Source organism: Methylobacterium aquaticum (assembly GCF_016804325.1).
GTDB lineage: Bacteria > Pseudomonadota > Alphaproteobacteria > Rhizobiales > Beijerinckiaceae > Methylobacterium > Methylobacterium aquaticum_C.
The window spans coordinates 658,675-684,408 of the sequence record NZ_CP043627.1 but is presented as its reverse complement, the minus strand read 5'-3'; the positions used below and the strand labels follow the sequence as shown (position 1 = coordinate 684,408).

Genomic DNA, 25,734 nt, shown 5'->3' with positions numbered 1-25,734 from the left:
AAAAGGATCAGGCGGCGCCCCTCGCGGGGCGCCGGTGAAGGAGGATCAGACCGCCAGGGCCTCGTTGAGGAAGGCCTGGAGCTGGTCGAGGTGCTTCGACATCAGGCCGACGGCGGTCGAGGCCGAGGCCGGGCGGCCGACGTAGCGCGGGCGCTTGGAGGCGGAGCCGGCCTGGTTGAGGACCCATTCGAGGTAGGGATCGACGAAGGCCCACGAGCCCATGTTCTTGGGCTCCTCCTGGCACCACACCACCTCGGCGTTGCGGAACCGGGAGATCTCGGAGGCGAGCGACTTCAGCGGGAACGGGTAAAGCTGCTCGACGCGCATCAGGTACACGTCGGAGATGCCGCGCTTCTCGCGTTCCTCGTAGAGGTCGTAATAGACCTTGCCCGAGCACAGCACGACGCGCCGGACCTTGTCGTCCTTGACCAGCTTCACGCCGTCCTGCGCCTTCTCGGCATCGTCCCAGAGCACGCGGTGGAAGGTCGAGCCCTCGGCGATGTCCGACAGGGCCGAGACCGCCCGCTTGTGGCGCAGCAGCGACTTCGGGGTCATCAGCACCAGCGGCTTGCGGAAGTCCCGCTTCAGCTGGCGGCGCAGGATGTGGAAGTAGTTCGAGGGCGTCGTGCAGTTAGCGACCTGCATGTTGTCCTCGGCGCACATCTGGAGGTAGCGCTCGAGGCGAGCGGAGGAGTGCTCCGGACCCTGGCCCTCGTAGCCGTGCGGCAGCAGCATCACCAGGCCCGACATGCGCAGCCACTTGCGCTCACCCGACGAGATGAACTGGTCGACCACGACCTGCGCGCCGTTGGCGAAGTCGCCGAACTGCGCCTCCCACAGCACCAGGGAGTTCGGCTCGGCGAGGGTGTAGCCGTACTCGAAGCCGAGCACCGCCTCCTCCGAGAGCATCGAGTTGATGACCTCGTAGCGGCTCTGGCCGTCCTTGATGTGGTTGAGGGGCGTGTAGCGCTCCTCGTTCTCCTGGTCGATCACCACGGAGTGGCGCTGCGAGAAGGTGCCGCGCTCGACGTCCTGGCCCGACAGGCGGACCCGGTGGCCTTCCGTGAGGAGCGAGCCGAAGGCCAGCGCCTCGGCGGTCGCCCAGTCCAGGCCCTCGCCGGTCTCGATCGCCTTGGCGCGGTTGTCGAGGAAGCGCCGGATGGTGCGGTGCAGGTGGAAGTCCTTCGGCACCGTGGTGATGGCTGTCCCGATCTCCCGCAGGGTGTCGGCCGGCACGCCGGTGCGGCCGCGGCGCGGGTCGTCCTCGTCCTCGCGCACCGCCTTCAGGCCCGACCAGCGGCCATCCAGCCAGTCGGCCTTGTTGGCCTTGTAGCCGGTAGCGATGTCGAACTCGCTGTCGAGGGTGGCGCGGAACTCGGCCTTGCGGTCGTCGAGCTCCTTCTGGCTCAGCACGCCGCTCTCGGTCAGCCGCTTGCCGTAGGTCTCCAGCGTCGAGGGATGCTTGCGGATGATCTGGTACATCTTCGGCTGGGTGAACGCGGGCTCGTCGCCCTCGTTGTGGCCGAAGCGGCGGTAGCAGAGCATGTCGATCACCACCGGCTTGTGGAACTTCTGCCGGTACTCGGTGGCGATCTTGGCCGCGAAGGTGACGGCCTCGGGGTCGTCGCCGTTGCAGTGGAAGATCGGCGCCTCGACCATCTTCGCCACGTCGGACGGGTAGGGCGAGGAGCGCGAGAAGCGCGGATCGGTGGTGAAGCCGATCTGGTTGTTGATGATGAAGTGGATCGAGCCGCCGGTGCGGTGACCCTTCAGGCCCGACAGGCCGAAGCACTCCGCCACCACGCCCTGGCCCGCGAAGGCGGCATCGCCGTGGATGAGGAGCGGCAGCACGGTGGTGCGCTGCTCGTCGGCCTTCTGGTCCTGCTTGGCGCGCACCTTGCCGAGCACCACCGGATCGACGATCTCGAGGTGCGACGGGTTGGCGGTCAGCGACAGGTGGACGGTGTTGCCGTCGAAGGCCCGGTCGCTCGAGGCGCCGAGGTGGTACTTCACGTCACCCGAGCCCTCGACCTCGGCCGGCGACGACGAGCCGCCCTTGAACTCGTGGAAGATCGCCCGGAACGGCTTCGACATCACGTTGGCGAGCACGTTGAGGCGGCCGCGATGGGCCATGCCGAGCACGATGTCGGTGACGCCGAGCGCACCGCCGCGCTTGATGATCTGCTCGAGCGCCGGGACCATCGCCTCCGAGCCGTCGAGGCCGAAGCGCTTGGTGCCGGTATACTTGAGGTCCAGGAACTTTTCGAAGCCCTCGGCCTCGATCATCTTGTTGAGGATCGCGCGCCGGCCCTGCTCGGTGAACGAGATTTCCTTGTCCTTGCCCTCGATGCGCTCCTGGATCCAGGCCTTCTCCTCCGGATCGGAGATGTGCATGAACTCGACGCCGAGGGTCTGGCAGTAGGTCCGCTCCAGGATCGCGACGATCTCCCGGATGGTGCCGAACTCCATGCCGAGCACGTTGTCGAGGAAGATCGGACGGTCCCAATCGGCCTCGGTGAAGCCGTAATGCTGCGGGTGCAGCTCCTCGTGGTCGCCGCGCGGCTGGAGGCCCAGCGGATCGAGCTTGGCGTGGAGATGGCCGCGCATGCGGTAGGCGCGGATCAGCATGATCGCGCGGACCGAATCCTTCGTCGCCTGCTGCACGTCGGCCGGGGCGACCGCCTGACCCTTGGCCTCCTGCTTGGCCTTGATCTTCTCGCCGACCGCCTTCTCGATCTGGGCCCAGTTGCCGTCGAGCGCCGAGACGATGTCGCCGTTGGCGGCGAGCGGCCAGTTCGGCTTGGTCCAGGACGCGCCTTCCGCGTTCTTGACCACGATCGCGCTCTCCTCCTTCAGGCCGGAGAAGAAGCTGCGCCACTCGGGATCGACCGCATTGGGGTCCCGGGTGTAGGTCGCGTAGAGCTCCTCGATGTAGTCGGCGTTGCCTCCGTAGAGGAACGAGGTTCCGAGGAGGGCGTCGTTCGCGTCCTGGCGTGCCATGGCGATCTGTCTATCCGCGCTGGTCGATCGAGGCCCGGCTTCTCGCCAACAGTTGAGGCGGGAGGATGGCGGGGGATCGACGGTGGGGGCGCCCGGTCTCACCGGGCGCGAGGATGTCTTACGCACTCAAGAGAGTTGACGTTTGCTTGCGATATGGATGCGGAACCGGAATTCCGCACGCCACGCCTGCCATGCGCGAGGCGAAGGGCTTTTTAGCCCTTCAGGACCTCGACCAGGGTCTTGCCGAGGCGGGCCGGCGACGGCGAGACGCGGATGCCGGCCTCCTCCATCGCGGCGATCTTGTCCTCGGCGCCGCCCTTGCCGCCCGAGATGATCGCGCCGGCATGCCCCATGCGGCGGCCGGGAGGGGCGGTGCGGCCGGCGATGAAGCCGACCATCGGCTTCTTGCGGCCGCGCTTGGCCTCGTCACGGATGAACTGCGCCGCCTCTTCCTCGGCCGAGCCGCCGATCTCGCCGATCATCACGATCGACTCGGTCTTGTCGTCGGCCAGGAACATCTCCAGCATGTCGATGAACTCGGTGCCCTTGACCGGGTCGCCGCCGATGCCGACCGCCGTGGTCTGGCCGAGGCCCTCGTTGGTGGTCTGGAACACCGCCTCGTAGGTCAGCGTGCCGGAGCGCGACACGATGCCGACCGAGCCCGGACGGAAGATGTTGGCCGGCATGATGCCGATCTTCGACTCGCCGGCCGTCACGATGCCGGGGCAGTTCGGGCCGATGAGGCGCGACTTCGAACCTTCGAGCGAGCGCTTGACCCGCACCATGTCGAGGACCGGGATGCCTTCGGTGATGCAGACGATCAGCGGGATCTCGGCGTCGATCGCCTCGCAGATCGCGTCGGCGGCGCCCGGCGGCGGCACGTAGACCACCGAGGCGTCGGCGCCGGTGGCGTGGCGGGCTTCCTTCACGGTGTCGAACACCGGCAGGCCGAGATGGGTCGCGCCGCCCTTCCCCGGCGAGGTGCCGCCGACCATCTTGGTGCCGTAGGCGATCGCCTGCTCGGAGTGGAAGGTCCCGTTCTTGCCGGTGAAGCCCTGGCAGATGACCTTGGTGTTCTTGTCGATGAGGATGGACACGTGCGATCTCCGGAGATCTGCATTCTGGGATGGGCGGTGCGGCTCAGGCGAACCGAGCCTCAGGGGATGCACCGCGCCTGAGAAACTGCGCCGAGGGGGAGCCCGGTCGCCGGGCCCCGCTCACGAGAAGGGCGCCCTCGCGGGCGCCCTGCCCTCCTCAGCCCTTGCGCACCGCCGCGACGATCTTCTGCGCCGCGTCGTCGAGGTCGTCGGCCGGGATCACGTTGAGGCCCGAGGAGCGGATGATCTCCTTGCCCTTCTCGACGTTGGTACCCTCGAGGCGCACCACCAGCGGGACCTGGAGGCCCACGGTCTTCACGGCCGCGATCACCCCGTTGGCGATCACGTCGCACTTCATGATGCCGCCGAAGATGTTGACCAGGATGCCCTTCACGTTCGGGTCGGCGGTGATGATCTTGAAGGCCGCGGTGACCTTCTCCTCCGAGGCGCCGCCGCCGACATCGAGGAAGTTCGCCGGCTCCTCGCCATAGAGCTTGATGATGTCGAGGGTCGCCATGGCCAGACCCGCGCCGTTCACCATGCAGCCGATGGTGCCGTCGAGCGCGATGTAGGCCAGGTCGTACTTCGAGGCCTCGATCTCCTTCTCGTCCTCCTCGGTGATGTCGCGCAGCTGCACGATCTCCGGGTGACGGTAGAGGCTGTTCGAGTCGAACGAGATCTTGGCGTCCAGGCACTTCAGGTGCCCGTCCTTGGTGACGATGAGCGGGTTGATCTCCAGCATGCTCATGTCCTTGGCGGTGAACGCCCGGTAGAGCTTGGTGGTCAGATCCTCCGCCTCCTTGGCGAGCGGGCCGGTGAGGCCGAGCGCCTTGGCGACCGCGCGGCCGTGATGCGGCAGCACGCCGGTGGCCGGGTCGACCGAGAAGGTGATGATCTTCTCAGGGGTGTCGTGGGCGACCTGCTCGATGTCCATGCCGCCCTCGGTCGAGACCACGAAGGCGACCTTGCCGGTCTCGCGGTCGACGAGCATCGACAGGTAGAACTCGGTCTCGATGTCCGAGCCGTCCTCGATGTAGAGGCGGTTGACCTGCTTGCCGGCCTCGCCGGTCTGCACCGTCACGAGGGTGCGGCCGAGCATCTGCTCGGAGAAGGCCTTGACCTCCTCGACCGACTTGGCGAGGCGCACGCCGCCCTTCTCGCCGGCCTCGGCCTCCTTGAACTTGCCCTTGCCGCGCCCGCCGGCGTGGATCTGGGACTTCACGACCCAGAGCGGGCCGCCCAGCTCCTTGGCGGCGGCCTCGGCCTCGGAGGCCTTGAAGATGGCGCGGCCGTTCGAGACCGGCAGGCCGAACTCCTTGAGGACGGCCTTGGCTTGATACTCGTGGATGTTCATGGGGCGACAAGCTTTCTTAAAGTCAGGCGGGGCGTCCGGGAGGCGGCGCGGGGAGATCCCTGCGCCGCCCAAGGTCCGGGTTACGCCAGCGCGCCGTTGATGCCCTTGCAGGCCTCGACCAGGCCCTTCACGGAATTGACCGACTTCTCGAACATCGCCTTCTCCTCGCCGGAGAACTCGACCTCGACGATGCGCTCGACGCCGTTCTCGCCGATCACGATCGGCACGCCGATGAACAGGCCGTCGACGCCGTACTGGCCAGTGAGGTGGGCCGCGCAGGGCAGGACCCGCTTCTTGTCCTTGAGGTAGCTCTCGGCCATCGCGATCGCCGAGGCGGCGGGCGCATAGAAGGCCGAGCCGGTCTTGAGCAGGTTGACGATCTCGCCGCCGCCTTTACGGGTCCGCTCGACCATCGCGTCGAGCTTCTCCTGGGTGGTCCAGCCCATCTTGACGAGGTCGGGCAGCGGCACGCCGGCCACCGTCGAGTAGCGCACCAGCGGCACCATGTCGTCGCCGTGGCCGCCGAGCACGAAGGCGGTGACGTCCTCGACCGAGACCTGGAACTCCTCGGCCAGGAAGTGGCGGAAGCGGGCCGAGTCGAGCACGCCGGCCATGCCGACGATCTTCTTCGGGTCGAGGCCGGAGAACTTCTGCAGCGCCCACACCATCGCATCAAGCGGGTTGGTGATGCAGATCACGAAGGCGTTCGGGGCGTGGGTCTTGATGCCGGTGCCGACCGCTTCCATCACCTTCAGGTTGATGCCGATCAGGTCGTCGCGGCTCATGCCGGGCTTGCGCGGCACGCCGGCGGTCACGATCACCACGTCGGCGCCGGCGATGGCGCTGTAGTCGCTGGCGCCGGAATACTTGGCGTCGAAGCCGTCGACCGGAGCGGATTCGGCGATGTCGAGGCCCTTGCCCTGCGGCACGCCGTCGGCGATGTCGAACAGCACGATGTCGCCCAGCTCCTTGAGGCCGGCGAGGTGCGCGAGCGTGCCGCCGATCTGTCCAGCGCCGATGAGCGCGATCTTCTTGCGTGCCATGTCAGAACCGATCCTTCGCGGTGTGGTGGAACCGTCGTGGGCCGGGGTCCGCTCGCGAGGAGCCCGCGCCGGCGGGTGCCTCTTTGGCGAAAAAAGCCGGAGCCGACAACCCGAGGGCCCGGCGCGGGGCGCCGAGGCACCGCCGCAGCCGCCCTGACGAACCGTCGCGCGATCCATTTTTCCTTTTTCGATCAGCGCTTTGTTCCGGCAGCCGGTCGATCGTTACATTTTGGAAGGTTTGTCAGCGCCGCTACAGGGTGCCGATGCGCAGGATCCGCAGCATCGCCCGGATGACCGCGCCGAGGCGGGTCTCGATCAGGTCGCGGGGCATCTCGGCGTCGAGCTGGATCGAGACCGGGTGCAGGAAGCGATGGGTGGTGTCGAAGATGAAGGCGATGCCGCGCTCGCGGTCGCGCAGCGAGAAGGTGCCGGCATTCATCCCCTCCTCGATCACCCGCTCGACCAGCTGGCGCAGGCGGCCGCGATGGCGCCGGGCGATCGGCCGCGACTCGACCGTGGCGTCGCGGTGGACCGCGAACAGGTGCGGGTCCCGCGCCAGCACCTCGCGCTGCATCGAGGCCAAGGCCAGGAGCAGGCGTTCGAGCTTGTCGTCGGCGGGGTCCGGCGCGTCCGCGATGGCGCCGAGCTCGGCCTCGACCTCGCGCAGCCAGCGGCCCGCCACCGCGTCGACCAGCGCGGTCTTCGACGGGAAGTAGCGGTAGACGTTGGCATGCGTCATGCCCGCCTCGGCCGCGACCCCCACCACGGTGACCTGCCGGTGGCCGAGCCGGCGCAGGTGGTCGGACGCGATGGCGAGCAGCCGCGCGTCGGCGGAGGGCGGCGCCGGCCGGGCGCGGGGGTTCGGGCCGGGAGAATGCGGACCTGGGGAGAACGGCGCGTCCGCCGGATGCGTCTCGTCGCGGGTCTGGGCGCCGGGGCGGCTGCGGGGCATGGAACTCGAAAGACAGTCAGGATCGACGGCGCGACGATCCCGCCAGGGTAACGGCCGGTCGGCGCCAGGAGAAGCCCCGCCCCGGCGCCTTGGAGCCGCAGTCTTCAGACCCGGTAGCGTCGGTGCAGGCTCGACACCACGTCCTCGGCCAGTCCCAGCCGCTCGGCGAGATAGGCGAGATACAGTTGGTTGACCCTTCGGCGCTGGTCGACGGCGAGCAGCGAGGCGACGTAGGCATAGGCGCCGAGATCGGCGTCCAGGATCGCGTCGAGGAGGTCGCCCAGCGCCAGGGGCGCGGCGAGCGCCTTGTCGAGGCGCTGGCGCTCGGCCTCCGCGGCGCTGATCCGGGCGAGCGCATCGCGCACCGGGGCCGGGTCCTGCCGCCGCCCCTGCGCCAGGAACGCCGCCGCCATCGCCTGGATGACGAGGTCGCGCTGCGCGGGCTCCAGCACCCGCAGGTTCAGGGTCAGCGGCACCAGGGTCTGGTGCCGGTTCTGCAGGAAGGCGTGCAGCACCTTCTGGCTCAGGGCCTCGGTCACCACCGCATCCGCCCGGCCGGCCCGCCGGTCGCGGCGCGAGGCCCGGGCCGGGGCGGCCGTGGCCTCGACCTCCTCGGCCGGATCGCCGCCGCCGAAGGCGCGGGTGAGGAAGGCGAAGCTCATGCGGGATTCCAGGGCCGGACCTTTGAGGCCCCGCATCAACGTGCGACCGCGCGCCTGGCTCCGCCTCCCCTCCCCGCTCCCTGCGTTGCGGGCCCGCCCGCCCGTGGCTAAAGCCGGCCCAGACCTCGCGCGGGAGCCTCGAAACGCCATGCAGACCTTCGATTCGGACGGCGTGCCGATCGCCTATCTCGACGTCGCCCCGGCCGAGGGCGCGGCCGAGCCGATCCTGCTGATCCACGGCTTCGCGTCGAACCACATGGTCAACTGGGTCAACACCTCCTGGGTGCGCAGCCTGACCGGGGCCGGGCGGCGGGTGATCGCGCTGGACAATCGCGGCCACGGCCGCAGCGGCAAGCTCTACGAGCCGGAGGCCTACGGCTCCGACCTGATGGCGGAGGATGCCCGCCGGCTCCTCGACCATCTCGGCATCGCCCGCGCCGACGTGATGGGCTACTCGATGGGCGCGCGGATCACCGCCTTCCTGGCGCTCGGCCATCCGGACCGGGTCCGCTCGGCCGTGCTCGGGGGTCTCGGCATCCATCTCGTCGAGGGCCGGGGTCTGCCCGCCGGTATCTCGGACGCGATGGAGGCGCCGTCGCGCGACGCCGTCGCCGACCCGACGGCGCGGATGTTCCGGGTCTTCGCCGAATCGACCGGCAGCGACCTGCGGGCGCTCGCCGCCTGCATGCGCGGCTCGCGCCAGACCCTGTCGCGGGCGGAAGTGGCGCAGATCGAGGTGCCGGTGCTGGTGGCGGTGGGGACCACCGACACGGTGGCGGGGTCGGGGCCGGCGCTCGCCGCCCTGATCCCGGAGGCCAGGGCCCTCGACATCCCCAACCGCGACCACAACCTCGCGGTCGGCGACAAGGTGCACAAGGCCGGGGTGCTGGAGTTCCTGGCCGCGCGGCCCTGACGGCGGCGGCGACTGGAGGCGTCGGGTCCCATTCCCCTGGTCGGCAGGGCTGTTCGGCGAAAGGAAAGGCGCGGGTTTCCCCCGGGCAGCCCTGCTCGACCGGGACACCGGGCGCGGCGACGCCCCGGTCCCGGGAGTCATGGCGGCAGCCGCGGCATGGCAAAGCCCCGCTCCGTATGAATGCCCCACCTCCGTCCGGCACGGATTGCAAGCCGATCGATTGTGCGCAAAACAATAGGACAGCCGCGCACCCCGCAAGAGGGTGCGCGCCTCCCGGGAGAACGCCATGTCGATCGACGCCAACAAGGATCTCGCCCGCGCCTACTTCGCCGCCTTCCTCGACCGCGACGCGGCGTGGTGGCAGCGGCACATCGCCCCCGACTTCGTGCGCCACGATCCCGGGCTGAACTTCACGGTGCGCGGCCCCGAGGGCGTGGCCCGGCTCGGCGAGGTGCTGCATGGCGGCGTCACCGAGATGACGCTGCCGATCGACGAGGTGGTCGCCGAGGGCGACCGGGTGCTGGTGCGCCTGCGCTTCCGGGGCCGCCATACCGGCGACCTGATGGGGCTGCCCGCCAGCGGCCGCAGCATCGACATCGCGGTGATGGACCTGTTCCGCATCGTCGACGGGCGCCTCGTCGAGCATTGGGCGCTGCTGGACAATCTCGGGATGCTGAAGCAGGTCGGCGCCCTCCCGGCCTGATCCCCATCCCTCACCAGCCGGGAGACCCCGCATGTCCACGCCGCAGATCGTCCTGCACCACTACGCCTTCTCGCCCTACGCCGAGAAGGTCCGCCTCGCCCTCGGGATCAAGGGGCTCGCCTGGGGCTCGGTCGAGGTCGCGATGATGCCGCCGCGCCCGCTCCTCGATCCCCTCACCGGCGGCTACCGCCGCATCCCGGTGCTGCAGGTCGGCGCCGACATCTACTGCGACACCCACGCGATCCTGCCCGCCCTGGAGCGGCTGCACCCCGAGCCCAGCCTGTATCCGGGCTTCGCCCCGGCGCTGGCCGAGGGCCTGACCTACGGCCTGGAGCGCGACCTGTGGCTCGCGGTCATCGGCGTCACGGTGCATTTCGCCGGCGACCTGCCCGAGGCGTTCCTGCGCGACCGCAAGGACGATTACCTCTACGTCGACATCAGCCACGGGGCGATGGAGCCGGACTTCGCCCGCAACGCCCAGCGGGTCGCGGCCTGGACCTCGTGGCTCGCGGCGGCCCTCTCGGACGGCCGCCCGTTCCTCGGCGGCGACCGGCCCGGGGTGGCGGACCTGGCGCATCACCACCTGCTCTGGCTGATGCGCGGCGGCGGCCGGGCCGGATCGGTCGACCGGCTCCTCGAGCTCGCGCCCCTCCTCGGCTGGATCGAACGGGTCGCCGCCCTCGGCCATGGCCGGCCGCAGGCGATGACCGCCGAGGCGGCCCTGGAGGTGGCGAAAGCCGCCGAGCCGGCGCCGGTCGAGGCCGTCAACGCGGTGCCGGACCTGATCGCGGCGGCCCCCGGCGAGCCCGTGACGGTGACGCCGGACGATTTCGCCCGCGTGCCGGTCGAAGGCCGGCTCGTGGCGGTCGATGCGAGCCGCATCGTCATCCGCCGCGACGATCCGCAGGTCAGGGCGCTACACCTGCACTTCCCGCGGGCCGGGTTCACGGTGGCGAAGGCCTGAAGGCCGGCGGTCCCGGCGGATCGGTTCCCGCATCCGTGCCGGCGCCGCGCCGCGGCCCCGGCACGATGCCCGCTCGCGAGCCGCCGGGCTGCGATGAACGGGAATTTAGTGGCCGCAACGGAATCGGCGCCTATCTGCCCCGGCGCATGGTCTGATCGTGTCGGGTCCGGGATGAAGAGCTGTGTCCTCAAGTCGGCGCCAGGGGCGGAACCGCCCATCGCCCAGGGGCATGGCCACATCCATATACCCAGCACCAGTATAATGCATCCTCCGGGATCGAACCAGAACTTCTGAGCGGCGTGCCTCGCGCGGTCGAGGCCCGTCGCTCGTGCATCCCGATCGCCGCGCGATCGGCACGGAAGGAGCCACGGCGTGGAAACCTATAAAGACGTCCTGTCGGGCCAATGCCCCTTCGGCGGCGACCGCGTCGGCGGCGCTGTCACGACGCCGCCCACCCTGGAGGAGTGGTATCCCGACCGCCTGCGCGTCGAGATGCTGCACCAGAACGGGCCGCAGGCGAATCCGCTCGGCGAGGCGTTCGATTATCGCGCGGCCTTCGCGTCGCTCGACTATGAGGCGCTGAAGGCCGACATCAAGCAGTTCCTGACCAGCTCGGTCTCGTGGTGGCCGTCGGATTACGGCAATTACGGCCCGCAGATGATCCGCATGGCCTGGCACTCCGCCGGCACCTACCGCATTGCCGACGGGCGCGGCGGCGCCGGCCAGGGCCTCCAGCGCTTCGCGCCGATCAGCAGCTGGTGGGACAACGGCAACACCGACAAGTCGCGCCGCCTGCTCTGGCCGATCAAGCAGAAATACGGGGCCGCCCTGTCCTGGGCCGACCTGATGGTGCTGACCGGCAACGTCGCCCTCGAGATCATGAACTTCCCGACCTACGGCTTCGCCGGCGGCCGCGAGGATGCCTGGGAGGCCGACAACGCGACCTACTGGGGCCCGGAGCTGTGGGACCCGACCAACGTCAAGTCCTTCGACGAGATGGTCAACCGCGACAAGCGCTGGCGCGGCAAGAACGGCGATGCCGACTACGATCTGGAGAACCCGCTCGCGGCCTCGCACCAGTCGCTGATCTACGTCAACCCGGAGGGGCCCTACGCCAACGGCGACCCGATGGGCTCGGCCCGCGACATCCGGGTGACCTTCACCCGCATGGCGATGAACGACGAGGAGACCGTGGCGCTGATCGCCGGCGGCCACGCCTTCGGCAAGAGCCACGGCATGGTCAAGGCCGACCGGATCGGCCCGCCGCCGGAGATCGCCCCGATCGAGGCGATGGGGTTGGGCTGGCACAACCCCGTCGGGACGGGGGCGGCCGAGAACACGATGACCAACGGCATCGAGGGCTCGTGGACGCAGGATCCGACGACCTGGGACAACAGCTACCTGGAGAACCTGTTCAAGTTCGAGTGGAAGCAGACCCGCAGCCCCGCCGGCGCCCTGCAATGGGAGCCGATCGACCCGGACGCGCCGAAGACGCCCGACGCCCATATCCCGGGCCAGTCGCACCCGCTGATGATGATGACCAGCGACATCGCGCTCAAGACCGATCCGGTCTACCGCGCGATCTGCGAGAAGTTCCTGTCGGACTTCGACTACTTCACGCTGCAATTCTCCAAGGCGTGGTACAAGCTGACCCACCGCGACATGGGCCCGAAGGAGCGCTATGTCGGGCCTGAGACCAAGATCGAGGACGATCTTCTGTGGCAGGACCCGATCCCGCCTGTCGATCACCCGCTCGTCGACGAGGCCGACATCGCCGCCCTGAAGGCGGAGATTCTGGGAAGCGGCCTGTCGGTCTCCGACCTCGCCTTCACGGCGTTCTCGTCGGTCGCCACCTACCGCAACAGTGACAAGCGCGGCGGCGCCAACGGCGCCCGCCTGGCGCTCGCGCCGCAATCCGGCTGGACCGTCAACCGGCGCACCCTGCCGGTGATCGAAAAGTTGCGCGGCATCATGGCCGGGTTCAACGGCAAGGCCGCCGGGGCTAAGAAGGTCTCGCTCGCCGATCTCATCGTGCTCGGCGGCTGTGCCGCCGTCGAGGAGGCGGCGAAGGCGGCCGGCAACGCGACCCCGGTGCCGTTCGTGCCGGGCCGGATGGACACCACCGACGCGCTGACCGACGCCGAGAGCTTCGAGTGGCTGAAGCCCCTGGTCGACGGTTTCCGCAACTACGTCGATCCGTCCTTTGCCGAGATCACGCAAGGGCGCGTGTCTCCCGAGCAGGTCTTCCTCGACAAGGCCAACCTCCTGGCGCTCACCGCGCCCGAATGGGTGGTGCTCACCGGGGGCCTGCGGGCGCTCGACCTGAACCATGATGGTGCCCGCCACGGCATCTTCACCGACCGGGTCGGCGTGCTGACCAACGACTTCTTCACCGTGCTCACCAGCATGGACTACGAGTGGAAGAAGGCGGACGCGGCCGGCACGACCTTCACCCTCGACGACCGGCAGACCGGCGAGACCAGGTTCACGGCGACGCGCTGCGACCTCGTCTTCGGGTCGAACGCGCAGCTGCGGGCGGTGGTCGAGATCTATGCCGGGCGCGACGGGCAGGACCGGTTCGTGCGCGACTTCGTCAAGGTCTGGCACAAGCTGATGATGCTCGACCGCTACGACGTGAAGCGCAACGAGGCCGGGATGACCACGGCGGCGTGAGGACGGCGTTTTACCGATGAACACTCCCCTCTCCCGCTTGGGAGAGGGGAGCTCGCAATGGCCGAGGTCTGTTCCATCCGCCCTCGGCCTCGAACCAGCCGCCCCACTCCTCGACCGCGACAGCGGAATCCGGATTCCGGACCCTCGAGGACGATGCGGGACGCCCGTCCGCTCTCTCCCGAACCGTCGGCGGCCCTGGATTCCGGGCTTCGCGGCGCGCCCGAGCGAAGCCGATCGTCGCGAAGCGATCGATCGGACATCGTACGACTCGGTGGAAGCGAGATCCGCAGAGGCCGATCGGAATGGTTCTCGGATCGGCCGGCGCTAACCGAACCCCTCGTCAGTACGACGAGCCGTAGGAATAATACGTCGCGCCGTAGGGGGACGGATAGGTCGCCCCGACCGGTTGCCAGCCCTCGCCACCCCACGGATCGGTGGACCGCCTGCGCGACACGCGGGGGGCCTGCGCGAAGCCGTCCTCGTCGAGGCGCTCCCGGCGCATCCTGGCTTCTCGCCGCGGCGAGGCCCGTCCGGCGATGGCGGTCTCGTCGCCGCCGATCACCACCCGGGTGCTGCCCATGCCCTCCGCCTTGACCAGGGCGTAGAGCGTCGCGGCCTTGCCCGGCGCCAGGCGCACGCAGCCATGGGAGGCCGGGGTGCCGAGGCGGCTCGTCTGGCCGCTGCCGTGGATGGCGTGGCCGCGGCCGGTGAAGAAGATCGCGTGCGGCATCGGCGCGTCGTCCCACTCGCGCGAGCGGTAATCGGCCACCATGCGCGAGGGCGAGAAGGCGCCCCGCGGCGTGCTGTAGCCGGCCATGCCGGTGGAGACCGGCCAGTCGTAGAGCGTCTGCCCGTCTCGGGTCACGGTCATCCGCTGGGTGGTCTTGTCGACCCGGATCAGGATTCCGGCCCGCGCCTCGTTGGCCCCGGCCACGCAGAGGGTGACGAGGAGGATTGCCGCGGCGCGCATCGTGGAGAATCCTTGTTCCGGCAGGAGAAGCCATGGCGTGATGCCACGCTTTGCTGCCGGAATGACGTGCGCGCCGGGCGCGAGTTCCCGGTTTTTACTGCACAGAAACCTTTATGTGCCGGCGACCTCCGGTTCCCAGCCGATCGCCCGGCGCAAGAAAGCGGCGCCGAGGGCCGCGAAGGCGGCGGTCTCGGCGCTGGTCTTGCCGTGGGAATGGCCGCCGGCCTCGGGTTCGTAGAAGCGGGCGGGGTATCCCAAGGCCTGGAGCTTCGCCGCCATCTTGCGGGCATGGCCCGGATGCACCCGGTCGTCGCGCCGGGTGGTGGCGATCAGGATCGGCGGGTAGGGCTTGCCGGCCTCGGCCCCGTGATAGGCCGAGATCCTTTGCAGGAAGGCCCAGTCCGCCGGGTCGTCCGGGTCGCCGTATTCGGCGATCCAACTCGCGCCGGCGAGAAGCTTGGTGTAGCGGCGCATGTCGATCAGCGGCACGGTGCAGAACAGCGCCCCGAAGCGCTCGGGGTAGCGCGTCAGCATGTTGGCGATGAGGAGCCCGCCGTTCGAGCCGCCCTCGGCGGCGATGCGGCCGGGCCGGGTCACGCCCCGGCGCACCAGGTCGGCGGCCACCGCCGCGAAATCGTCGTGGGTGAGCGCCTTGCCCTCGCGCCGCCCGGCCTCGTGCCAGCGGGTGCCGAACTCGCCGCCGCCGCGGATATTGGCCACCACCCGGGTCCCGCCCTTGGCGAGCCAGAGCCGGCCGAGCACCGCCGAGTAGCCGGCGAGGTTCGTCACCTGGAAGCCGCCATAGCCCGAGAGGTGCACCGGCGCCTCGCCGGTCTCCCCCGCCGGGCCGGCCTGGACGTAGGGGATGCGCTCGCCGTCGCTCGACACCGCCTCGTGGCGGGTCACCACCATGCCGTCGGCCTCGAACAGGGCCGGGGCCTGCTTGAGGAGACTGGGCGCGGCGAGATCGGGCCGGGTAGTCAGGAGGGTCGAGGGCGTGACGGGGTCGTTGGCGGCCACCATCAGGTCGCCGTTCGATTCCTCCTCCTCGCCGTCCATCGACCAGACGCTGACGACGCCGAGCTCCGGCAGGCCGGCGACCCGGCTCTCGGCCCAGCCGCTCGCCGAAGGAGTGAAGACCGGAAACACCGCCTTCAGGTCGTCGAGGATCGAGAGCACCAGGTGCCCGCCGGTCCAGAAGAAGCCCTGCAGCGCCCGGCGCGGGCCGGGGGTGAACAGAACCTGGAACCCTCTGTCCCCAGCGAGGAACGCGTCCAGCCCGATGCCGAGCACGCTGTCGGCCGGGTGCGTCGTGCCGCCGACCTCCCACGGCGTGCGGGTCCGGATGGCGAGAAAGCCCCGGTGCCAATGGGCATCGGCATCGGTCGGGATGTCGAGGCGGGTCTTCGGGCCGGTGCGGTCGCCGAGATGGACGTGGCCGTCGAAGAAGCCGGTCCGCTCGGCGAAGACCAGGCGCTCCGGTTTCGCCTCCCGGTCGGGATAGCCGTAGGCGACCATGCTGGTGGGGCCGGCGGAGAAGATCACCGGGGCGTCGAGCGGATCGGTGCCGCGCCGCCACAGCCGCACGGTGCGGGCATAGCCCGACGGCGTCGCATGCTCGGGGCCGCCCAGCGGAGAGGCGAGCAGCAGCGTGTCGGGATCGAGCCAGACCGGGATGCTCTTGGCTTCCGGCAGCGTGAAGCCGTCCGCGACGAAGCGGCGGGTCGTCAGATCGAACTCGCGCACCAGGGTCGCGTCGCCGCCGCCGCGGGAGAGCTGGATCAGCGCCCGCGTGTGGTCGGGCGGCAGGCTCGCGGCGCCGCTCCACACCCAGTCCTCACCCTCGTCGCGGGCGAGCGCGTCGAGGTCGAGGAGCACGTCCCATTCCGGCTCAGGCGTGCGGTACCCGGCTTCCGTCGTGCGCCGCCACAGGCCGCGGGGATGCCCGGCATCCTGCCACAGGTTGTAGAGGAGGCCGCCGCGCCGGGTGACGCCCGGGATCTTGTCCGGCCGGTCGAGGGCGGCCTTCAGCCCGTCGCGGTCGGCGGCATAGCGGCCGTCGGCATAGGCCGCCAGCGTGTCGGCGTTCTGCGCCTCGACCCAGGCGAGCGCCCGCTCCCCGTCGATCTCCTCGAGCCAGAGATGCGGATCGTCGTCGGGCGCCTGGAGGGTCGGGCGGGGATCGGGGGGCAGCGAGTTGGAGGGCAGAGACATGCCGGGCTCGTCGGTTGTTCGGTTGCGCGAGGATGTAGCCTGGCCGGGGGGCAGGTCCAGGGCGGGCCCGGACGGGAACACCGTGCCCGGACACGCCGCTCCGTCATACGGTTGCAACAGCCCGCCTGTTTGAGGGGAGGACAGGGCGCGGGTCGGCACCGGCCCGGGAGGATCCGCATGACCGGTACCGGCATCGCCGCCATCATCTGCCTCGCCCTCACGGTGATCAACCTCGCGAGCCTCGCCATCGCCCTGCGCCGTCTCGGCCGGCGGGACTCGAGCCAGCGGGATCCGGCCCCGTCCGGGCTCGCGGAGGTCCCGGTCACGGTGGTGCGGCCGGTCTGCGGCCTGGAGACCTACAGCGAGGAGACGCTGGCCTCGGGCTTTCGCCTCGCCTATCCGCACTACGAGCTGATCTTCTGCGTCGCCCGCGCCACCGACCCGATCGTGCCGCTGGTCGAGCGCCTGATCGCGATGCATCCGGGCGTTCCGGCACGGCTGATCGTCGGCGACGAGCGGGTGAGCGACAACCCGAAGCTCAACAACTGCATCCGCGGCTGGGAGGCGGCCCGCCACGACTGGATCATCCTGGCCGATTCGAACGTGCTGATGCCGGAGGACTACATCCAGCGCCTGCGCGCCGCCTGGCGGCCGAAGACCGGCCTCGTCTGCTCGACCCCGGTCGGCACCCGGCCCGGCAGCTTCTGGGCCGAGGTCGAGTGCGCCTTCCTCAACACCCTCCAGGCGCGCTGGCAATATGTCGGCGAGGCCCTCGGCCTCGGCTTCGCGCAAGGCAAGAGCATGCTCTGGTACCGCCCGCTCCTGGAGGCGCAGGGCGGCATCCGGGCGCTCGGCGCCGAGATCGCCGAGGATGCCGCGGCGACCAAGCTGGTGCGGGCGATGGGCCGGCAGGTCCACCTCGTCGCCTCGCCCTTCCCTCAGCCCCTCGGACCGCGCCGCGCCGCCGAGGTGTGGTCGCGCCAGCTGCGCTGGGCGCGCCTGCGCCGCGTCACCTTCCCGCTGTTCTTCGCCCCCGAGATCGGCACCGGCGCGGTGATCCCGATGCTCGCCGCCTATCCGGCGGCCGGCGGGGACCTCGCGGGCCTGGCGGCGATGCTTGGCACCGCCATCGTGTGGTACGGCGCCGAGTGGCGGCTCGCCGCCCGCAACGGCTGGCCGCGCTCCTGGCGCTGGCCGCTGGCGTGCCTCGCCCGCGACCTGCTGCTCATCCCGATCTGGCTCGCCGCCTGGGTCGCCCGCGACATCGTCTGGCGCGGCAACGCCATGGACATCCGCACCAAACCCGCCCGCCTCGGCGCCGACGCCCCGGCGGCGGTGCCCTGACCGCCTGGACGGAGGGTGCGGACGGGATCACGCTTTGCCCCCTGCCCCGACTCGGGCTTGCCCGGGTCGGGGCAGGGCGACCTTGGACGCATTGCGTTCGGGCAATCCCGGGGACGCGGAACTCGGGCAAGCCCGAATTCCCGGAAGGCGGGCGGGTTCGGCCCGCGGCTCACGCCGCCGTGGCGGCCACCACCGGCCTGGTCCGGGCGAGCGCGGCCTCGTAGGTCGCGACGTAGCGCGCCGCGACGCTCGACCAGCGGTACTCCGACAGATCCTCCGCCCCTGGCACGATCGCGCCGCTTTCCAGGCGGTCGTAGGCGCCGCGGATCGCCGCGGCGGCGCCCGGCGCATCGGCGAAATCCGTCAGGGTGATCGAGGGGTGGTGCTCTCCGAAGCACGCGAAGGCGTCGTTCGGATGGGCCACCGGAATGAGCCCGGCGCTCAGCGCCTCGATGAGCGCGAGGCCGAACCCTTCGTATTCCGAGGCCGAGACGAACAGGCTCGATTGCCCGATCAGGTCGCGGATCGCCGGCACGTCGAGGCCGAGATGCAGCGTGACCGAACCGGTGAGGCCCAGCCGGTCGATCTCGCCGGTGAGCGCCTCGGCGCTGACGTCGTAGGGCACCCCGCAGATCCGCAGGCGCCAGCCCGGGCCGAGCGTCTGCATGGTAGCGAGCAGCCGGTCCAGGCGCTTGTTGTGCGAGAAGCGGCCGAGGGTGAGGAGGGCGCGGCGGGGCTCCGGCGAGGCGGCGCCGGCGAACTTGTCGAGGTCGACCCCGTTCGGGATCACCGTGACGCCGCCCGGCGTGATCGGGCCGAACAGCCGCGCATCGCTCTCGCTGCACGCGACGACCGCCTCGTAGGCGCGCACGCTCACCCGGGTCGGGCCGGCGAACCACAGCGCCTTCAGCCGCGCATGCGCGGGGGTGTGAAAGAAGCCTCCTTGCGTCGTCACCACCATCGGCCGGCGGTGGAAGGGCTTGGCCAGCGCGAAGGCGTCGAAGAAGAAGTCGATGGCGTGGACGTGGACGATGTCGGCGTCGTCGAGATGGCGGAACACCGAGGGCGCGAGCGGGTAGCGCGAGGAGCCGACATACGGGATCCGCTCGATGTCGATGCTCTCCAGGCGCTCCCGGGCCGGCAGCCGCCGGTCGGGCTCCGAGAACAGCCGGTCGAGGGTCACCACCCGCACCCGGTGGCCGAGGCGGGCCTGCTCGCGGGCGAGGTTGGCGGCGACATCCTCGAGCCCGCCGCGGTTGGGCAGGAACTGGCGGATCACGTGCAGGATCGACAGGGGCGCGGCGGGGTTCGTCATGAGGCTCACGGCTCGCAGGAGGGCTTGGCCTTGGCGGCGGTCTGGATCGCGGCCACCACCGGGGCGGTGGCCCCGGCAGGATCGAGCCGCAGCGGATAATCCGGCGCCCACAGGTCGCCCGCGGCCCAGGCGGTCCAGCCGACCCAAGCCTGCGGGTTCGCGTTGAGGTGGGCCAGCACCGCCGCCAGGCGCTCCGGGCAGTTGCGGTTGCCCGAGGCGCCGATCTCGCCCAGGAAGGCGCGGCGCTTGTTCTGCGCCAGCCAGTCGGTCAGGCGCTCCACCGCCTTAAGAGCGTCGGCGCCGCGGGTGCATTCCGCATGGGTGCCGGAGAAGTCGGCATCGAGGTATTGATGCACCTCGTAGGCGAAGTTCTCTCCCGGATCGACCGTGCCGAGCATGATCGCGGCGTTGTTGCCGGTCGGCAGGTCGGCGGTCCAGCTATGCGCGCCGGTCCAGCCTGAGCCCGGCACCAGCACCAGCTGCTTGGCCCCCGTCTCCCGGATCGCCGCGATGGCGGCGTTGGCGGCGGTGAGCCAGCGATCGGCCGGGATGTCGTGCGGCTCGTTCATCAGCCCGAACACCACCGAGGCGTCGCCGCGGAAGTGATGTGCCAGGCGCCGCCAGACATCCGCGAAGGCCTCCGGCGTCACCATCTCGGTGCCGATCCGCGCCTTGCCGTGATAGGCGTAGTTGTGCAGGTCGATCACCGTGCGCAGGCCCGCCCGGGTCCCGGCCGCGACCGCGGCTTCGAGCCGGGCGAGCTCGTCCGGGTCGAGGGGCTGGCGCAGGGTCGGCTGCAGCCGCTCCCAGCGGATCGGCAGACGCATCGCGCTGAGACCCAAACCCGCGAACCGGCTGATCGTCGCCGCCGAGGGGTAGAGGTAGTCGAAGCCGTAGCGTCCCGGCACGGTGCCGAACTCGGCCCCGCTGATGTTGACGCCGCGCAGGCAGGCGGGCGCGGCGGCGGCGGGTGCGGGCGGGAGCGCCAGGAACAGGCAGGCGAGGGCGAGGAGGCGGCGCATGTCACTCTGCCGCCTCGGCGGCCCGAAGGGGCGCCGGCGCGGGGGTCCGGCGGGTGAAGAAGGCGGTCGCGCGGCTGTCGACGTTCCAGTTCGCCCGCACCCAGCGGGCGAGGACCAGGGTGATGACCAGCGTCCAGCACACGTTGGCGATCGCGACCCCGAGGATGCCGAACGGCACCGCGACGAGGCAGAGCAGGACCGCGTAGATCGAGAACAGCACCGCGTTCGCGACCAGGATGTAGCGCTCGCCGCCGCCGATCGTCAGCAGCGATGCCCCCGGCCCGAAGAAGGCAATGACCACCGAGGACAGGCTGAGCACCGTCAGCACGTCGGTATGGGCGACGAAATCCGGCTTGAACAGCGCCAGGGCGTAAGGAGCGCCGAGCGCCATCACCACGGCGCCGACCGACGAGATCGTGAAGCTCGCGAGCGACAGCCGCCCGATCAGGCGCTGGGCGCCCTCCCGGTCGCCGGCCTGGAAATGCGCGGCGATCATCGGCATGCTGACCGTGTCGATCGCCGCGCTCGGCAAGTTGACCAAAGTCGCGTAGCGCAGGGCCACGAAGTAGAACGCCGCCTGCTCCATGCCGAGCAGCGCCCCGACGATCACGGTCTCGAGGAAGGCCGTGACCGCCACCATCACGTTGTTGGCGGTAAACAGCAGGCTCTCGCTGCGCCAGGCCGGCGCCTTCTGCGGATGGCGAAAGCCCCCGCGCCAGGAATCCCAGCCGTGCAGGCTCGCGAGGTGGCCGATCTGGTAGAGCGTCATCGCCAGGAGCAGCCCGATCACGATCCCCATCGCGGCGGTGGCGCCGGTGAGGAGGCCGGCGAGCGCGGCGCCCCAGAGCAGCACCGAGCAGGCGCCGCGCCAGACCACCTCCCGCGGCAGCAGCGCCAGCCAGATCCGGCCGTGGACGCGAAAATAGCTCTGGAGATATTCCGACAGCGCGAACACGGCCGCGAAGGCACAGGCGAGGTGGAGCCGGTGATAGGGATCGGGCAGCGATTCCTCGGCGACGAAGACCACCGCGCTCAACCCCACCATCGCGGCGATCGCGGCGGCGAGCCAGCCGAGGTTGTAGCGCACCAGCCCGTCATTGTGCGGCGTGACGCCGTCCTGCGCGCGGTAATGCTTCAGCACCAGGTTCTGCTGGCCGAAGGCCGCGATCAGGCCGAGCCCGCTGCCGAGCGAGAACAGGAAGACGTAGACGCCGTACTCGTAGGTGGTGAGGACGTGGCTGGCGACGAGCAGCATCACGAAACCGAGGACCGCGCTGGCGATCCGGGCGACGAAGGCCGAGGCGAATTGCTGCGAGCGGGCCGATCGGCGCAGCCGCGCGACGAGTGTCAGCATCGTGTCCGTCGCCTCTTCCTGGATGCGGGGGCTTCGCACCCGCCGCTCCTTCCTCGGACTTAGCAGCGATCCCCTATCGGGACTTTAACGCGATCTCGCGCACCCGCCCCGACCACCTGGATATCGTCGCGACGCCGTAACAAGACGACAAGCTTATCCATTCGCAACGGCGCCGATACGAACTTTTCGGCATTCGTCAAACGCACCGTTAACCCTGCACTGAATTAGGACTGCATCTCGGGTGTGGGCGGCTGCATTCATCGTGGGGCGGGTGCGGACCGCCGGCAATTCTTCACCGATCGCCGCGATGGTCTTGCCTCGACACGGATCACCGCAACCCCCAATCGGAAGCGTCCCATGCCTGACCGCGCCATCGATCCGGCGCCCGAAGCTGCGAGCGTCGACCGGCTCGAACTCGAGGGCGTCAGCATCAGCGACCTCACCCGCGACGAGGTGTTTTCCCGCCTGCGCGACGCCCTCGACCGGCGGACGCAGCTCTGCCTCGGCTTCTGCAACGCAAACATGCTGCTGAAGGCGCTCGGCCTGCCTGCCTATGCCGCCGCCTTGCGCAGCTTCCTGCTCGTCAGCGACGGGCTCGGGATCGACCTGTGCTCGGGCCTGTTTCGTGGCCGCTCCTTCCGCCAGAACCTCAACGGCACCGACCTGATCCCGGCCTTCCTGGCCACCGAGACGGCGCCGCGCACCCTGTACCTGCTCGGGGCCAAGCCCGGCATCGCCGAGGCGGCGGCGCGCAACCTGGCGCTCCTCCATCCCCAGCACCGGGTCGTCGGCGTGCGGGACGGCTACTTCGCCCCCGCCGAGACCGGGGCCGTGATCGCGGCGATCAACGCCGCCTCGCCGGACATCCTGCTCGTCGCCCTCGGCAATCCGGGCCAGGAGATGTTCATCGCCGAGCACGCGCCCCGGATCGACGCGCGGGTGCTGATGGGGGTCGGCGCGCTCCTCGACTACACCGCCGGCGCCTCCGTCCGTGCGCCCGCGGCCTGGCGCCTCCTGCGGCTCGAATGGGTGTTCCGTCTCCTGCGCGAGCCGCGCCGCCTCGGGCGGCGCTACACCGTCGACATCGTGGTCTTCCTGGTCACGATCCTGCGGCTGCGGCTGGCGAGCCTGATGCGCGACCGGCCGGTCCGGGTCGCGCGGTCGTGAGTCGGGGATCGACCGGCTGGTCTGTCCGAGGAAAGGCGCGGGTTTCCCCGGACAGCCTGACGCCGCGAAAACCCTTTCGTGACGGACCACGAGGCACGATCCGTCACGGCCGGAGGCTGCACCGGCGCCCGCTCGTCTTAGACGAATCAGAAAACTTCAAGCGCTAGAACAGTCCAGGCCGGCCCTCGGGCCGAGGATTGTTCCGATCGAACGAGAAGGAACTGTGCAGATGCTGACCGACGGTGCGGGCCAAGGGCCCGCCGCGACGGAGCCGGTCCCGGTCGCGCTCGGCGACGCGTTCGGCTGGTTCAGCCCGGGGCCCGGCCGACGCGGCGTGCTGCTCTGCGGCACCTTCGGGTTCGAGCAATGGTGCGCCTACCGCTCCTGGCGCGAGCTCGCCGCGATGGTTGCCGCGACCGGCTGTCCGACCCTGCGCTTCGACTATCCGGGCCAGGGTGATTCCCGCGACCCGGCGGGCCCCGAGATCCCGGCGGCCCTCGACGCGATCCGGGCCGGCCTCGCCTTCCTGCGCGAGCGGGGCGCCGAGGAGGTCGCCGTGGTGGGCCTGCGGCTCGGCGCCACCCTGGCGGCGCTCACCGGCGCGGAGATCGACCGGCTGGTGATGCTGAGCCCGTTCCCGGGCGGCAAGGCCTACCGGCGCGAGATGGCGATGCAGGCGCGGCTCATCGACGTGATGCCCGACCGCACGCCGATGCCGCAGGAGCCCGATTCGCTGATGATCGGCAGCTTCCTTCTCGGGCCCCGGACCCTCGCCGACCTGGCCCGGCTCGACCTCGCCTCGGCGGAGCGGACCCCGGCGCCCCGGATCCTGATGCTGGGCCCGAAGGTCGACGCGCTCGCCGAGCGCTACCGGGCGCTCGGCAGCGGTGTCGAGACCGGGCCGTTCCCCGACCTGACGCAGCTCGTCTCCGATCCGCTCTTCTCCCGCACCCCCGACCAGACCTTCGCGCTGGTGCGCGACTTCGTGGCGGCGGAGCCGCCTGCCGCCGTCGCCCCGGTCGCCCCGGTCGCCTTGCCCCTCTTGCCCCCCTTGCCGCCCTGCCGTCTGGAGGACGAGGGCTGGCGCGAGGAGGTGTCGCGCTTCGGCCCCGGCCTCGTCGGCATCCTGTGCCGGCCGGCCGCAAGCTGGAGCGGCGACACCGTGCTGGTGATCAATTCCGGGCGCAACCCGCGGGCCGGGCACGGGCGGCAGACGACGCGGCTCGCCCGGCGCCTGGCGGCCTCCGGCATCGCCTCGTTCCGCTTCGACCTGCGCGGCATCGGCGACAGCCCGGACCGGCCGGACGGCTCGCTGCCGCTCTATGCCGCCGACTCGGTCGCCGACGTGACGGCGGCCATCGATCACCTGGCGGCCACCGGCCACACCCCCGGCGTGGTCCTGGGCAATTGCAGCGGCGCCTACCAGGCGTTCCAGGCCCTCGTCGGCGATGCCCGCCTGCGCGCGGCGGTCCTGGTCAACCTGTACTGCTTCGACCTCAAGCCCGGCACCGACGTCGAGACCATGGTGCGGGACACGTTCCGCCACAGCCAGAGCTACGGCGAGCGGGCGCGGCAGGGCCGGTTCTGGCGCCGGATCCTCACCGGCGACCTCAGCCTGATGAAGATCGCCCGCGCGCTCCTGCGCGACGGCGCCGCCCGCTTCGACCGCGCGACCGCCCGGATGCCGTGGCGGACGCTGAGCGCGGCGAGCGTCGCCGGCCGGGTGGCCCGCCTGCGCCGCCGCGGGGCCCGGATCTGCATGGTCTACAGCGCCGACGACCTCGGCATCCCGACGGTGCGGGCGCATTTCGGCGAGGCGGAGGCGCGCGTCGCCCGCCGCCTCGGCTATCCGGTCGAGATCCTCGCGGGCACCGACCACAACCTGAGCCGCCCGGCCGACCAGGATCGGGTCTTCGCCATCCTCCAACGGGTCGTGCGCGACACCCGGCCCGAAAGCCGGACCGATGCCGCCGCCGAACCGGCCCCCCCGCGACAGGCCCGGGTCCCGGGCGAGCTGTCCCTGCACATGTCGCGCAGCGGTTGAGGAATCGACGATGAGCCCCGTATCCCCCCTGTCCTCCGCCCCCCGCCCCTCGTCTCCCTCCTGGTCTGCACCAAGGGCCGCTCGGCGCAGCTCGAACGGCTGTTCGAGTCCCTGCTGGCCCAGACCTGCCCCGATTTCGAGGTGGTGCTGGTCGACCAGAACGAGCCCGGCACCCTGGAGCCGATCGTAGGCCGCTACCGCGACCGGCTCGGCATCGACCATGCCCGCTCGGCGCCGGGCCTGTCACGGGCCCGCAACGTCGGGCTCGCGCGCTGCCGCGGCGACCTGGTCGCCTTTCCGGACGACGATTGCTGGTATCCGCCCGGGCTCGTCGCCGAGGTGGTGCGGCTCTTCGCCGAGCATCCGGAGGCCGATGCCGTGACCGGCCGCACCCTCGACGCCACCGGGCGCGAATCGCTGGGCGCGTTCCTGGCCGCCGACCAGGCGGTCGACCGGCGCAACGTATGGTTCTCCGGCAATTCCAACGGCCTGTTCGTGCGCCGCGCCGCCGCCCGCGCGGTCGGCGGCTTCGACGAGACCCTGGGCGTCGGCGCCCCGACCCCGTTCCGCTCCGGCGAGGAGACCGACTTCCTGTTGCGCCTGCTGGCGCAGGGGCGCAGAGTGGTGTTCCGCCACGGCCTCGTCGTCCACCACGACCAGGTGGCTGAGGCCGGCCGCCACACCCGCGCCGCCGACTATGCCCGCGGCTTCGGCCGGGTGCTGCGGCTGCACCGCTACGGCCTCCTCTATCTCGCCTTCCGCCTCGCCCGCTTCACCGCGAGCGGCACCCGCGCGCTGCTGCGCCGGGATACCGGCACCGCCCGCGACAAGGCCTTGTGGGCGATCGGGACGGTAGCGGGCTACTGCGCCGTGCGGCGGGGAGAGGGAGACACGGTCGCGGGAGAGCAGCGCGCCTTCGGTCGCTGAGGGTTGCGCGCCCGGC

The 25,734-nt window shown here is 70.6% G+C and carries 19 protein-coding genes; 8 read left to right on the top strand and 11 right to left on the bottom strand.

Annotated features, from left to right (window positions below):
• Nucleotides 1-45 precede the first annotated feature (45 nt).
• The 6 genes from F1D61_RS03025 to F1D61_RS03000 form a co-directional block, all read right to left on the bottom strand.
• Nucleotides 46-3,000 carry a 2-oxoglutarate dehydrogenase E1 component gene (locus F1D61_RS03025; protein WP_203156455.1) on the bottom strand — a complete coding sequence of 985 codons (2,955 nt, stop codon included), beginning with the start codon at nt 2,998-3,000 and terminating at the stop codon, nt 46-48.
• Between the two features lie 212 nt (nt 3,001-3,212).
• Entirely contained in the window at nt 3,213-4,097 is an 885-nt protein-coding gene (gene sucD, locus F1D61_RS03020; RefSeq protein ID WP_048434186.1) for a succinate--CoA ligase subunit alpha, read from the bottom strand.
• Between the two features lie 157 nt (nt 4,098-4,254).
• Entirely contained in the window at nt 4,255-5,451 is a 1,197-nt protein-coding gene (sucC, locus tag F1D61_RS03015) for an ADP-forming succinate--CoA ligase subunit beta (protein WP_203156454.1), read from the bottom strand.
• A gap of 80 nt (nt 5,452-5,531) precedes the next feature.
• Nucleotides 5,532-6,494, bottom strand: a complete 963-nt coding sequence (mdh, locus tag F1D61_RS03010; RefSeq protein ID WP_139033825.1) for a malate dehydrogenase — start codon at nt 6,492-6,494, stop codon at nt 5,532-5,534.
• Between the two features lie 250 nt (nt 6,495-6,744).
• A complete protein-coding gene (locus F1D61_RS03005) occupies nt 6,745-7,446 on the bottom strand; it encodes a TetR/AcrR family transcriptional regulator (protein WP_203156453.1) in 702 nt (233 codons plus the stop codon).
• Nucleotides 7,447-7,550: 104 nt separating this feature from the next.
• Nucleotides 7,551-8,108: a DUF533 domain-containing protein gene (locus F1D61_RS03000; protein ID WP_203156452.1), complete on the bottom strand. Its 558-nt coding sequence runs from the start codon at nt 8,106-8,108 to the stop codon at nt 7,551-7,553.
• Between the two features lie 148 nt (nt 8,109-8,256).
• Here F1D61_RS03000 and F1D61_RS02995 point away from each other — a divergent pair, with 148 nt between their 5' ends.
• The 4 genes from F1D61_RS02995 to katG all read left to right on the top strand — a co-directional run bounded on the left by F1D61_RS02995 (nt 8,257) and on the right by katG (nt 13,361).
• The gene (locus tag F1D61_RS02995) at nt 8,257-9,021 is read left to right on the top strand and encodes an alpha/beta fold hydrolase (protein WP_203156451.1); all 765 of its coding nucleotides are present in this window, start codon (nt 8,257-8,259) and stop codon (nt 9,019-9,021) included.
• 286 nt (nt 9,022-9,307) lie between these two features.
• Nucleotides 9,308-9,724, top strand: coding sequence for an ester cyclase (locus tag F1D61_RS02990; RefSeq protein WP_203156450.1), 417 nt, complete (start codon nt 9,308-9,310; stop codon nt 9,722-9,724).
• Nucleotides 9,725-9,755: 31 nt separating this feature from the next.
• The gene (locus F1D61_RS02985; protein ID WP_203156449.1) at nt 9,756-10,688 is read left to right on the top strand and encodes a glutathione S-transferase family protein; all 933 of its coding nucleotides are present in this window, start codon (nt 9,756-9,758) and stop codon (nt 10,686-10,688) included.
• Nucleotides 10,689-11,060: 372 nt separating this feature from the next.
• The gene (gene katG / locus F1D61_RS02980; protein WP_203156448.1) at nt 11,061-13,361 is read left to right on the top strand and encodes a catalase/peroxidase HPI; all 2,301 of its coding nucleotides are present in this window, start codon (nt 11,061-11,063) and stop codon (nt 13,359-13,361) included.
• Between the two features lie 340 nt (nt 13,362-13,701).
• Here katG and F1D61_RS02975 read toward each other — a convergent pair whose 3' ends face one another.
• Together F1D61_RS02975 and F1D61_RS02970 are read right to left on the bottom strand one after the other, a co-directional pair.
• Nucleotides 13,702-14,331: a L,D-transpeptidase gene (locus F1D61_RS02975; RefSeq protein ID WP_203156447.1), complete on the bottom strand. Its 630-nt coding sequence runs from the start codon at nt 14,329-14,331 to the stop codon at nt 13,702-13,704.
• 111 nt (nt 14,332-14,442) lie between these two features.
• Nucleotides 14,443-16,545, bottom strand: coding sequence for a prolyl oligopeptidase family serine peptidase (locus F1D61_RS02970; RefSeq protein ID WP_203156446.1), 2,103 nt, complete (start codon nt 16,543-16,545; stop codon nt 14,443-14,445).
• Between the two features lie 177 nt (nt 16,546-16,722).
• Between F1D61_RS02970 and F1D61_RS02965 the strand changes: the two genes are divergently transcribed.
• Complete coding sequence (locus tag F1D61_RS02965; RefSeq protein WP_203156445.1) at nt 16,723-17,889, top strand: ceramide glucosyltransferase; 1,167 nt, start codon at nt 16,723-16,725, stop codon at nt 17,887-17,889.
• Nucleotides 17,890-18,058: 169 nt separating this feature from the next.
• On the opposite strand, the gene F1D61_RS02960 is transcribed toward F1D61_RS02965, so the two are convergent.
• From F1D61_RS02960 to F1D61_RS02950, 3 genes are read right to left on the bottom strand one after another with little or no spacing between them, the layout of a single operon-like run.
• The gene (locus F1D61_RS02960; RefSeq protein WP_203156444.1) at nt 18,059-19,204 is read right to left on the bottom strand and encodes a glycosyltransferase family 4 protein; all 1,146 of its coding nucleotides are present in this window, start codon (nt 19,202-19,204) and stop codon (nt 18,059-18,061) included.
• Nucleotides 19,205-19,209: 5 nt separating this feature from the next.
• Nucleotides 19,210-20,226: a glycoside hydrolase family 5 protein gene (locus F1D61_RS02955; RefSeq protein ID WP_203156443.1), complete on the bottom strand. Its 1,017-nt coding sequence runs from the start codon at nt 20,224-20,226 to the stop codon at nt 19,210-19,212.
• Between the two features lies 1 nt (nt 20,227).
• Nucleotides 20,228-21,580, bottom strand: coding sequence for a lipopolysaccharide biosynthesis protein (locus F1D61_RS02950; protein ID WP_203156442.1), 1,353 nt, complete (start codon nt 21,578-21,580; stop codon nt 20,228-20,230).
• 357 nt (nt 21,581-21,937) lie between these two features.
• Here F1D61_RS02950 and F1D61_RS02945 point away from each other — a divergent pair, with 357 nt between their 5' ends.
• The 3 genes from F1D61_RS02945 to F1D61_RS02935 all read left to right on the top strand — a co-directional run bounded on the left by F1D61_RS02945 (nt 21,938) and on the right by F1D61_RS02935 (nt 25,718).
• Complete coding sequence (locus tag F1D61_RS02945) at nt 21,938-22,747, top strand: WecB/TagA/CpsF family glycosyltransferase (protein WP_203156441.1); 810 nt, start codon at nt 21,938-21,940, stop codon at nt 22,745-22,747.
• Between the two features lie 229 nt (nt 22,748-22,976).
• Nucleotides 22,977-24,791, top strand: coding sequence for an alpha/beta hydrolase (locus tag F1D61_RS02940; RefSeq protein ID WP_203156440.1), 1,815 nt, complete (start codon nt 22,977-22,979; stop codon nt 24,789-24,791).
• A 3-nt stretch (nt 24,792-24,794) separates the two neighbouring features.
• Nucleotides 24,795-25,718, top strand: coding sequence for a glycosyltransferase family 2 protein (locus F1D61_RS02935; RefSeq protein WP_348649456.1), 924 nt, complete (start codon nt 24,795-24,797; stop codon nt 25,716-25,718).
• Nucleotides 25,719-25,734: the final 16 nt, after the last annotated feature.